The organism is Mycobacterium sp. (genome assembly GCF_049585075.1).
GTDB lineage: Bacteria > Actinomycetota > Actinomycetes > Mycobacteriales > Mycobacteriaceae > Mycobacterium.
In genome coordinates, this window is the sequence record NZ_JBAUZA010000380.1 from 1 (window position 1) to 10,738 (window position 10,738).

Consider the following 10,738-nt stretch of genomic DNA (forward strand, 5'->3'; position numbering starts at 1 on the left):
GGTTTGCCGGGCGCGGCGGTCGGGTGGGCGGTAGTTGCCTGCGGCGTCTTGGCGACGGTCGAGTCGCCCGACCCGCAGCCGCTGATGGTCGCGGTGATCAGTGCGGCGGCGGCCAGCTCAGTCAACCGCAGGACACCGCAGTGACGTGTCCACACAAGGTCGCACCGTACCCCGACCGGTGCGGCCGACGTGGCAGGCGTGGCCGGGTGTGTTTGACCACTAAACTCTGTGTTCAAATGACCTCCCCGGATAACGCCCCGACGACCTTTGCCGACCTGCAAATCCACCCCTCGGTCTTGCAGGCCGTTGCCGACGTCGGTTACGAGTCGCCGTCGGCGATACAGGCGGCGACGATTCCGGCAATGATGGCGGGGTCGGACGTGGTGGGGCTGGCTCAGACCGGGACCGGTAAGACGGCCGCTTTCGCGATGCCGATCCTGTCCAAGATCGATACCGGCAGCAAGGCGACGCAAGCGCTGGTGCTGGCCCCGACCCGCGAGCTGGCGTTGCAGGTGGCCGAGGCGTTTAGCCGGTACGGCTCCCATTTACCGCAGATCAACGTGCTACCGATCTACGGCGGGTCGTCCTACGCGGTGCAATTGTCCGGGCTACGGCGTGGTGCACAGGTGGTGGTCGGCACCCCTGGCCGAGTTATCGACCACCTCGAACGCGGAACGTTGGATCTTTCCCGGGTGGACTACCTGGTGCTCGACGAGGCCGACGAGATGCTCAACATGGGCTTCGCCGAGGACGTCGAACGGATCCTGTCGGAAACGCCGGAGTACAAACAGGTCGCTCTGTTTTCTGCGACCATGCCGCCGGCGATTCGCAAACTGACCACCAAGTATCTGCACGATCCGACCGAAGTCAGCGTCAAGGCGAAAACTGCTACTGCAGAGAATATTTCGCAGCGCTACATCCAGGTCGCCGGCCCGCGCAAGATGGATGCGCTCACCCGAGTGTTGGAGGTTGAGCCGTTCGAGGCGATGATCGTGTTCGTCCGCACCAAGCAAGCCACCGAAGAGGTGGCCGAAAAGCTTCGCGCCCGGGGGTTTTCGGCAGCAGCCATCAACGGTGATATCCCGCAGAGCCAGCGCGAGCGGACCATTGCTGCGCTGAAAGAAGGCGGCTCAAAAGGACTGGACATCCTGGTCGCCACCGACGTTGCTGCCCGAGGGTTGGACGTCGAGCGGATATCGCATGTGCTCAACTACGACATCCCAAACGACACCGAGTCTTACGTGCACCGGATCGGGCGCACCGGCAGGGCCGGGCGCTCGGGTGCCGCGCTGTTGTTCGTCTCGCCGCGAGAGCGCCACCTGCTCAAGGCGATAGAGAAAGCAACCAGGCAAAAGCTCACCGAGGCCGAGCTGCCCAGCGTCGAAGATGTCAACGCCCAGCGGGTGGCGAAATTCGGCGATTCCATCACCGACAGCCTGGGCTCAGCGGGCATCGAGTTGTTCCGCAGGATGGTCGAGGACTACGAGCGCGAGCATGACGTCCCGATGGCCGATATCGCGGCGGCGCTGGCGGTGCAGTCGCGCGACGGCGAAGCCTTCCTGATGGCACCCGAGCCGCCGCCGGACCGCCGTCCCAAACAGCGCGAGGACCGGCCCGCCAAATCCACCCGCAAAGCAGGCGAGGGCCCCCGGAAGGGGTTCGCCACGTACCGCATTGCGGTCGGGAAGCGCCATAAGATCGGCCCGGGCGCGATTGTCGGCGCCATCGCCAACGAAGGCGGCCTGCACCGCAGCGATTTCGGCCACATCACCATCAAGCCCGATTTCTCACTGGTCGAGCTGCCCGCGAAACTTCCGCGCGAGACGCTCAAAGCGCTTGAGCGGACCCGTATTTCCGGTGTGCTGATCAACTTGCAGCCCGAGCGCGGTCGAGACAACGCCAAGCGTCCTGATCGCGGCGCAAAGCAGCGGGATCACAGCGGATGACCCGGGCCGACGCCACGGCTGCCCAGGGCGGACTCGAACAGGTCTCTGGGCCGGACCGGGTCGCGTCGCTGACCGGTGTCCGTGCGGTCGCGGCGCTTCTCGTGGTAGGGACCCACGCGGCGTACACCACCGGCAAATACCCGCGCGGCTACTTCGGGCTGGTCTGCTCCCGGATGGAGATCGGTGTGCCGATCTTCTTTGTGCTGTCTGGCTTCCTCCTGTTCCGGCCATGGGTGAAATCGACCGCGACGGGCGGCCCAGAGCCGTCGGTCCGCCGCTACGCCTGGCACCGGGTCCGGCGCATCATGCCGGCCTACATCGTCACCGTGCTGATCGCGTACGTCATCTATCACTTCCGAACGGCCGGGCCAAATTTCGGCCACACCTGGATCGGTTTGTTGCGCAACCTGACGTTGACGCAGATCTATACCAGCAACTACTTGAAGGGATATTTGCATCAGGGCCTGACCCAGATGTGGAGCTTGGCGGTGGAAGCCGCGTTCTACGTGGTGCTACCGCTGCTGTCGTACCTGCTACTGGTGGTCCTGTGCCGACGGCAATGGCGACCGAGGCTGATGCTGGTCGGCCTCGGCGCGCTCGCGTTGATTTCTCCGGCGTGGCTGATATTGGTGCATTTGACGACCTCGGTGCCGAACGGAATGCGGCTGTGGCTGCCCACTTACCTGATCTGGTTCCTCGCCGGCATGGGCCTGACTGTGCTGCAAGCGATGGGGGTGCGCTGTTACGCATTCATCGCGCTACCGCTTGCCGTCATTTGCTATTTCATCGCTTCTACGCCGATCGCGGGGGATCCGACGACATCACCACTGGGCCTGTCGCAAGCGCTGTACAAAGCGGTGTTCTATGCGGCGATCGCCGCGCTCGCGGTGGCGCCGCTCGCGTTGGGCAACCAGGGCTGGTACTGCCGGTTCCTCGCGACGCGGCCGATGGTGTGGTTGGGGGAGATCTCCTACGAGATCTTCTTGATCCATTTGGTGACAATGGAATTCGCGATGGTCTACGTCATGCGGGATCACGTTTACACCGGTTCGATGGTTGGGCTGTTTGTATCGACGCTGGTTTTGACCGTCCCGTTGGCGTGGCTGCTGCATCGCTTTACGCGGGTGCCGCCTTCTGGGTCGGTACCACAATCGGGACGACGAACTCCTCAATCATTGCCTGCTCTTCGGCTACGTCGCGGCCCGGGAAGATCAGCAGCGACGTGATCACCCGGACCAGCCAGCGGCCCCGGCGTTGGGTGGCAGTCGGGTCGTCGGCGCCGAGTGAGTTGACGAACGCTGCGGCCAGCGCCGCGATGACGTCGGAATGCTCGGCCACTTGCGCACCGATCGGCGGCTGCGTGGTGGCAAACCACGACGCCAGCGCTGGGCTTTCGCGTACCAGGCGAAGGGTTGTGGTGATGCCTGCGCTTAGCCGTTCGCGTGCGTCGGCGATGCCGCTGATCTGCTCTTTGATCGCGGCGGAGAGCCGATAGGTCTCGCGGTGGACATAAGCGCTGCGCAACGCTTCGCGATTTTCGAAATACCGGTACAGGGTCGCGCGGGAACAGCCTGCGGCCTTGGCGATTTCATTCATTCCCACCGAACCGGGATCGTGCCGGGTGAACAGCTCCTCGGCGGCATCGAGGATCCGGTCCGCAGCTACCTCGGTGCGACGCTCCGAGAGCCAGTCATTGGTCGCCATCAGGACGCCACCCGGAACGGAACTGACAGCGGACGCCGTACATAGCTCCCGCCGGCCCACACGATGCGAGCCTCGTCGATCTCGAAATCTGGGCAGCGCGAAAGCAATTCGGTCAGCGCAACCCGCGACTGCATCCGGGCCGCGGCTGCACCCAAACAGTGGTGTGCGCCGTGGCTGAACGTCAGGATGTTTCGCGGGCACCGCCGCACGTTGAGCTCAGCGGCGTCAGGCCCATACTGCCGCTCGTCGCGGTTGCCCGACCCGTAGAGCAGCAGCACCCGGCGGCCGGCCGGCACCCCTGCGTCGCCGATCGTGACGTCGCGGGTGGCGGTGCGGGCCAGACCCTGCACCGGTGATGTCAGCCGCAGCAACTCGTCGACCGAATCCGCGATCAGGTCCGGATTTTCGGCGAGCAGTCGCCGTTGGTCGCGCCGCTGGTGCAGCAGCTGCACCGAGCCGCCCAACATTCCTGTGGTGGTGTCGTTTCCACCGGTGACCATTGTGAACGTGAATGCCAGCACCGACAGCGTGCCGGCGATATCGCCGTCTGCGCCGACGCCGGCGGCGACCAGGTGCGAGATGGTGTCGTCCTCGGGCTCGCGACGACGCCGCTCGATCAGCTCGCTGAAGTAGGCCATCATCGACCCGACCGCGTCGCCCACTGTTTCCAGCGCGCCGCCGATGCCACCGGCGGAGGTGTTGGCCGCCACGATCGCATCAGTCCACCCGTCGAACTGGACGCGGTCTTCTTCAGGGACACCGAGGTAATGCGCGACGACCATCGACGGCAGCGGCTTGAACAGCTCGGCGACGATATCGCCGCCGCCATTGGCGCGGATCCGCTCGAGCCGCTCGACGACGAACTCGCGCACCTTGGGCTCCACCGCCTCCACCTGTCGCGGCGTGAAACCGCGCGACACGAGCTTGCGAAACTCGGTGTGCACCGGTGGATCTTGCATGACAAATGGCGGGTTGTCTTGCAGCCCAATGAGTTCCAGCTCGCCGTAGTTGACGGTCAGGCCCTGTGCGGAGGAGAACGTCTCGTGGTCGCGGGCTGCTGCCCAGATGTCGGCATGCCGGGACAGCACGTAGTAGTCCTCGTCAGGCCGACTTTCTGGCACCACGTGGTGCACTGGGTCGTGATCGCGCAGCGCGCGGTACATCGGCCACGGGTTGGGCCAGGTTTCGGCGGTCGCCAATTCGAAACGAGGCTCGTGAGACAGAGTTGCTGCCATGTCTTATTAGTACGACAACTATGACGATGTGTCAACTGCTTTGAGTGTCGAGGGCGCGGCCAGCCGGTACATGGTGGTGGTGTAGCTTCTCAAAATCGGTGTCACCGTCTCACTTCTGATGTCACCTAGATGTCACCAAGTGGTCGAATTTCTCAAAGCCGTGTCACCGCTGTTGTGGTGCAGTTGCATCATCGAAAGATGCACCACCGTATCGGTGAATCCCCCCGACGCCACCCTCGAATCCGCCAAGGGCTATATCGGTGAAAGTTGACGGCACCTATCCGAGCGCAGCGCTCGTGTACGGTGGCGCAACGTAGCGAGGCTGAGTTGTCTCGTCTAGAGAACCGCGACAGATCTTGTCAAAGGCGGGCGCGACTCGGGTCACGCGTCTTACACCACGCCTTGCGGCGCAGGAACGTTGTCCACTGGACACGCGCTGCAACCGTATAGATCCGTTCGACGAAACCCAGGAGGTAACCCCAAATGGCGAAGCCAAGCCCTTACAGCGCGGCCGTGGTGGTTCCGCTTCCCGACAACGCCGAGATGACGCGGCTGCTCGGCGATGCATACCAACCCGACACCGCCCTCAACGTCATGAAGATGATGGCCGGCACCGGCAACATGTTCCCTGCCCTTATCGGCATCGTGCAAGCCGTCTTCAATGAGCCGGACATTGACGCCAAACATCGGGAAGTCATCATCTTGCGTGCTGCGTCCCTGCTCAACTGTCCCTATGAGTGGCAGGCCAATGAGCAGATGGCCAAAAACGCCGGACTCACCTCCGCCGAGATTGACGCGGTCGCTGGGGAACTCGCGGATGACGGCCTTGACGCCGATTACAAGCTCTTAATCGCCGCCACAGACGAACTCCTTAGTTCGGGCACCCTCACCGATGACGTCCTCCAATCTCTACTCGACGCGTTCGGGGTCACAGTCACACGCAAGTACATCGCGACCATCGCCTGGTTCAGCCTCTTGAGTTTGTTCCTCAACGGCACCAGGGTGCCGATGGAAACCACCGACAAGATCGGTACACGGACCTCGCCGCTTGGATAATGCCATTTTTCGCCTCGGATCTGACAGCTGTGGCGTCTCGCCCCGCCCTGATGCGATCGCCAACCATATGGCAGGTCATCGTCCGCAATGTGCTCGCCGGTCGGACGCGACCCGTTTTCGGAGATCACCGATCGCGCAAGCCCACCCGGCTGACACCCGATGTCGTCAGTCGAAGATGCCCGCGTGCCCGAGCGTGGGGCGCGCTGCGGCACCCTGAGGTCGTCGCCGCGCGCGAGTCGTCGAAGGCCACCAGCGCGGCTGCGTAGAACTCGGGCAGAGCGTTGCGCTGTGAATTGGTACGCCGGTGGCGCGCCCAGGTCAGGGTCTGCTGGGCTCGCGAGCACCTCGATCGCCTAGGCAATACGGCTGTGGCGGTGAGCTGCGATGGTTGCGCCGATCGCTCGGCAATCGCGTCCGCCGCTGTGGCCGAGACAAATTCAGCGAGCGGCCGGCTGGGATGGTTCGCGAAGCCACGGTGCTTCACCGCGTGTTGCTTTCGTGGTGGACTCATCTGTTCCACGCCGGTCACAGGACGGAATCTGTCTGCAGTGGTCCCGCGGTGATCCGGATTGTTCGGATACGGGGCGGTTGGCATCCGTCGAGGTAATAGATGTGCATGAACGGCGCTTTGACGACGGTTTCGGGTGCGGCCTTCTTGGCCATCGTGGCCTGTCCGCGAATGATGTAGACACCCTCGGCTTTCCAGCACTCGACCACGTCGTGGCGGATGTATAGCGGTTCGTCGATTCTGATAAAAAACGCCTTGATCGCCTCGGCACCAACAAGATGCGCGATGCCGAAAAACATTTCCGTATCGGCATCCATGTGAGCGAACCCGGGACCGAAGGTGAGGCTGTCGATTTCGGCGATGATCTGTCGCAGCCACTGCGGCGGTGATGATGGTGTTGCGGTGTCGGTCACCGTCGTTCCTCCTGCTCGATAGGGGCCACCGATGTCCTCAGACAATTTAGTTGCGGCACGCCGACCCCTCCACCTGCGGTGCGATAGATACATTGACCGACTCCTCTAGTACTTCGGTCGATTTATCTATCCGAAAAGGACCTGGTGGTGTGGCCTCCCTCTGCGGAAGCCAAAGTGGGGGCAACTCTCAAGTCGCCCTGGACTTTGGCCTGAATCGGACAGCTCGCATGTCTTCCCGAACAACTCTCACCTTTTCGCGGATCGGACAAGCGCATAAAAAGTGACACGAAAATGAGAATGAACCCAGGTGACATGGCGTGAGACGACCAGCGGAACGGCAGGTCAGGGGAACATAAGGTGACACGGAGTTTGGAAACCTACATATGGTGCGCCCACCGCGACACGTACCGCATGGCTGTGCCCGACGAGCATCGTGCCAGGCCGCACGGGACGACGGTGCCGGCACCTCTGCGGTCGCCGCATCAGGTGTGGACGATCCAGCCCGCTTCGGTATAGCGAGGGGGTTGCTGGGGATCGTCGAACGTGATGTACAGGTCGCCTCCCGTAGGCATAGCGAAGCCGACGAATCCATGTGCGGTCTGCCCTTCGTGAAGGCCGCCTGATTGCAGCGCGGGCATCTTGTCGAGCCTCCGGTAGTCGACCGCCAACGTTCCCGGCTGGGGCGCATCGTCGGGATGGGTCCATGGCTGATTGCCGCCGCCGTATCCGGCAAACACATTGACGTAGTTGAACTCGAAGAACCGTTCGGACGTCCCGGTGATAGTCAGTTCCACCACGCTGCATGCAGAGCCAGACGTCGGAATCGCAAAATGAGTGGTGCACCCCGGCGGTAACCACGTTGCACTGTTGACAGTGATGTCGGCGGTCGCGCCGTCGGCCGCCCGCGCATGCACGGGCACGCCCATCTGACCGATCGGGAACGGTGGACTCTCGGACGCGGGGTCAGCCGAAGCGGCGGGACATGGACATGCGGCAATGACCACCGCGCCCGTGGCCGCAGCAATTACAGATTCCGCGCGCACCCCGGGAGGTTACCCGCAGCGCTGCTGCGAAAACGCGCGTCATCCGTTACCCCGGCGCGGATCAGACGCCCGCGCCGGGGTTCAGGATGCCGAGCGGGTCCAACGCGTCTTTGATGCGGCGATTCAGAGCCATCGCCTCAGGTCCGAGGTAGCCGGCCAGCCAGGGGCGCTTCAACCGGCCGACGCCGTGTTCGCCGGTGATCGTGCCGCCGAGGTGCAAGGCAAGGTCCATGATCTCGCCGTATGCCAGCTCAGCATGCTCGCTCATCACCGGGTCCGCGGGATCGTAAACGATCAGCGGATGGGTGTTTCCGTCGCCGGCGTGGGCGATCACCGAGATCAGCAGCTCGCGTTGGGCGGCGATACGCGCGATCCCGGTGACCAGGTCGGCCAGCGCGGGCAGCGGCACGCCGACGTCTTCGAGTAGCAGCGGGCCCTTTTCCTCCACCGCTGGAATCGCGAACCGGCGGGCGGCGACGAACGCCTCGCCCTCTTCTGGATCGGAGGTCGAAAACACTTCGGTCGCACCGTATTCGGTGAACACCCCGGCCATGAATTCGGCGTCTTGGGTCCCGCCGTCGCCCCGTTCGTCGGAGGCACCCAGCAGCAGTGCGGCGGCGCCACGGTCCAGGCCCATCCGCAGTTTGTCTTCCACCGCGTTGATCGCGACCGAGTCCATGAACTCCAACATCGCCGGGCGTAGCCGTGCGGTCACCGCCAGCACCGCTTCGGCAGCGGCCTCCACCGATGCGAAATTGGCGACCACTGTGCTCAACGGCCGCTGCGGCGGTACAAGTCGCAGCGTGACTTCGGTGATCACGCCCAGAGTGCCTTCGCTGCCAACGAACAGCTTGGTCAAACTCAGCCCGGCGACGTCTTTGAGCCGCGGTCCACCCAGCCGGACCGCGGTACCGTCGGCCAGCACCACCTGCACACCCAGCACGTAGTCGGTAGTGACGCCGTATTTCACGCAGCACAGTCCGCCGGCATTGGTTGCGATGTTGCCGCCGATGCTGCAGATCTCATATGACGACGGGTCAGGCGGGTACCACAGCCCATACTCCGCGACCGTCTTTTTCACCTCGGCGTTGAGCAGGCCCGGCTGGCACACCGCGGTGCGGGTGACCGGGTCGACGGTGATGTCGCGCATCTTCTCGGTGGATAAGACGATCCCGCCGTCCACTGCGGTGGCGCCCCCGGACAGCCCGGTCCCCGCGCCGCGGGTCACCACCGGGATGCGATGAGCGCTAGCCCACCGCATGATGGTCTGCACTTCCTCGGTACGGCGCGGGCGCACCACGGCCACCGGCTTTCCCGCGGACGGGTCGAAGGCACGGTCTTGTCGATACGACTCAGTCACCGCGGGGTCGGTGACGACCATCCCCTCGGGTAGCTCGGCGATCAGGCCGGCCAGCACATCGGCGCCCATGGAGGCGATCCTACGGAGGTAGTGCTATTTGACACCCGGTAGTCGGCGCAGCAGCCGCAGGCCAGTCGTCATCACCCGCGCATAGACGTCACCGCGAACGCCGTTGGGCGCTCCCACCGGCAGCAGACGCTCGGTCGCAATCGTTTGCGACTCGGTGTATTTGAGGATGCCGTGCTCGCCGTGGCGACGGCCCAGACCGGAATCCTTCATGCCGCCCATCGGCGCGTCGACCGATGCCCAGGCCGCCGCGTAGGCGCCGTTGACATTGACTGTGCCGGCTTGCAGTTGTGCGGCGACCCGACGCCCTCGAGCCGGGTTGCTGGTCCACACCGCAAAGTTCAATCCGTACGCGCTGTCGTTGGCTTTCTCGATCGCCTCTTGCTCGTCTTCGACCGGGTAGAGCGACACCACCGGTCCGAACGTCTCATCGGCGAACGCGGTCATGCCTGCGCGCACATCGGTGAGAATCGTGGGTTCGTAGAAGTACGGCCCGATGTCCGGGCGCGCCCGTCCGCCGGCCAGCACTGTCGCGCCCTTGCCTACCGCGTCGTCGACGTGGTCAATGACCGTTTGCAGCTGCTTTTCACTGATCAGTGAGCCCATGCCCGCGGAGTAGTCCAGCGCGGGGGACAGCGTCAACGATTTCGTTGCCGCGACGAACTTGTCGACGAACGCATCCCACGATGACCTCGACACGTAGATGCGTTCGACGGAAATACACAACTGTCCGGCGTTGGAGAACGCTGCGCGCGCCGCGCCCGATGCCGCTTTGGCGGGGTCAGCGTCGTCGAGAACCAGTAGCGCGTTCTTGCCGCCCAGCTCCATCGAGCAGTCGATCAGCCGCTCCGCGGCTTGCTTGGCCACGTTGCGGCCTACGTCGGTGGAACCGGTGAACATCAGAAAATCGGACTCTTCGATGATCGGTGTGCCCAGCTCCGATCCAGGGCCGGTGACCACTTGCACCAAACCCGCCGGCATCCCCGCCTCCTCGAGCAGCTGGACCGCCCACAGCGCCGAAAATGGTGTCCGGTCATCGGGTTTGGTCACCACAGCGTTGCCGGCGACGATCGCCGGGATTGCATCGCTGATGCCGAGCGTCAACGGATAGTTCCACGGCGAGATGATGCCAACTAATCCCTTCGGGTGATGGCGTTCCCAGACCTCGGTGAGTACCAACTGCACTCCTTGGCGGCGCTTGGGCCGCAGGTAGTCGTTCGCGGTATTCGCGTAGTAGCGCGCGGTAATGCAGACGTCGAGCACTTCCTCGAATGCGTGGCGGCGCGCCTTGCCGTTCTCCAGCTGAATCAGGTCGAGCACTTCGTCCTGGCGGCGCAGGACGAGGTCGTGGAAACGCAGCAGCACCGCCGCCCGCTCGGCGATCGGGCGTGCCGCCCAGGCGGACTG

Annotated in this window: 9 protein-coding genes and 1 pseudogene; 3 read left to right on the top strand and 7 right to left on the bottom strand. The window is 63.9% G+C overall.

The genetic code is table 11. The features are described from left to right. A pseudogene (locus tag WB785_RS17920) lies at window positions 1–155 on the bottom strand (LppP/LprE family lipoprotein); the annotation flags it as partial. 81 nt (window positions 156–236) lie between these two features. Here WB785_RS17920 and WB785_RS17925 point away from each other — a divergent pair. Then, entirely contained in the window at window positions 237–1,946 is a 1,710-nt protein-coding gene (locus tag WB785_RS17925) for a DEAD/DEAH box helicase (protein ID WP_424080644.1), read from the top strand. Further along, window positions 1,943–3,172 (top strand): acyltransferase family protein, encoded by a 1,230-nt coding sequence (locus tag WB785_RS17930; RefSeq protein WP_424080645.1) that lies wholly within the window; start codon window positions 1,943–1,945, stop codon window positions 3,170–3,172. The genes WB785_RS17925 and WB785_RS17930 overlap by 4 nt, the downstream gene beginning before the upstream one ends. Here the strand turns inward: WB785_RS17930 and WB785_RS17935 are convergent. Both WB785_RS17935 and WB785_RS17940 read right to left on the bottom strand, forming a co-directional pair. Next, window positions 3,063–3,650 (bottom strand): TetR/AcrR family transcriptional regulator, encoded by a 588-nt coding sequence (locus tag WB785_RS17935; protein ID WP_424080646.1) that lies wholly within the window; start codon window positions 3,648–3,650, stop codon window positions 3,063–3,065. The two genes, WB785_RS17930 and WB785_RS17935, sit on opposite strands and share 110 nt — an antisense overlap. Then, window positions 3,650–4,885 (bottom strand): cytochrome P450, encoded by a 1,236-nt coding sequence (locus WB785_RS17940; protein WP_424080647.1) that lies wholly within the window; start codon window positions 4,883–4,885, stop codon window positions 3,650–3,652. Before WB785_RS17940 ends, WB785_RS17935 begins: the two co-directional genes overlap by 1 nt. A 483-nt stretch (window positions 4,886–5,368) precedes the next feature. Here WB785_RS17940 and WB785_RS17945 point away from each other — a divergent pair, with 483 nt between their 5' ends. Then, a complete protein-coding gene (locus tag WB785_RS17945; RefSeq protein WP_424080648.1) occupies window positions 5,369–5,941 on the top strand; it encodes a carboxymuconolactone decarboxylase family protein in 573 nt (190 codons plus the stop codon). Between the two features lie 525 nt (window positions 5,942–6,466). Here the strand turns inward: WB785_RS17945 and WB785_RS17950 are convergent. From WB785_RS17950 to WB785_RS17965, 4 genes are all read right to left on the bottom strand, one after another. Continuing rightward, the gene (locus WB785_RS17950) at window positions 6,467–6,862 is read right to left on the bottom strand and encodes a hypothetical protein (RefSeq protein WP_424080649.1); all 396 of its coding nucleotides are present in this window, start codon (window positions 6,860–6,862) and stop codon (window positions 6,467–6,469) included. A 482-nt stretch (window positions 6,863–7,344) separates the two neighbouring features. Beyond that, a complete protein-coding gene (locus WB785_RS17955) occupies window positions 7,345–7,659 on the bottom strand; it encodes a hypothetical protein (protein WP_424080650.1) in 315 nt (104 codons plus the stop codon). Between the two features lie 307 nt (window positions 7,660–7,966). Then, complete coding sequence (locus tag WB785_RS17960; protein ID WP_424080651.1) at window positions 7,967–9,334, bottom strand: FAD-binding oxidoreductase; 1,368 nt, start codon at window positions 9,332–9,334, stop codon at window positions 7,967–7,969. A gap of 24 nt (window positions 9,335–9,358) precedes the next feature. Beyond that, window positions 9,359–10,738, bottom strand: a 1,380-nt coding sequence (locus WB785_RS17965) for a succinic semialdehyde dehydrogenase (RefSeq protein WP_424080652.1), incomplete at its 5' end; no start/stop codon positions are given.

Coding starts and splice junctions, on each gene's coding strand:
- WB785_RS17945 (WP_424080648.1), top strand. CDS start 5,369: ATGGCGAAGCCAAGCCCTTACAGCGCGGCCGTGGTGGTTCCGCTTCCC.
- WB785_RS17930 (WP_424080645.1), top strand. CDS start 1,943: ATGACCCGGGCCGACGCCACGGCTGCCCAGGGCGGACTCGAACAGGTC.
- WB785_RS17960 (WP_424080651.1), bottom strand. CDS start 9,334: ATGGGCGCCGATGTGCTGGCCGGCCTGATCGCCGAGCTACCCGAGGGG.
- WB785_RS17925 (WP_424080644.1), top strand. CDS start 237: ATGACCTCCCCGGATAACGCCCCGACGACCTTTGCCGACCTGCAAATC.
- WB785_RS17940 (WP_424080647.1), bottom strand. CDS start 4,885: ATGGCAGCAACTCTGTCTCACGAGCCTCGTTTCGAATTGGCGACCGCC.
- WB785_RS17935 (WP_424080646.1), bottom strand. CDS start 3,650: ATGGCGACCAATGACTGGCTCTCGGAGCGTCGCACCGAGGTAGCTGCG.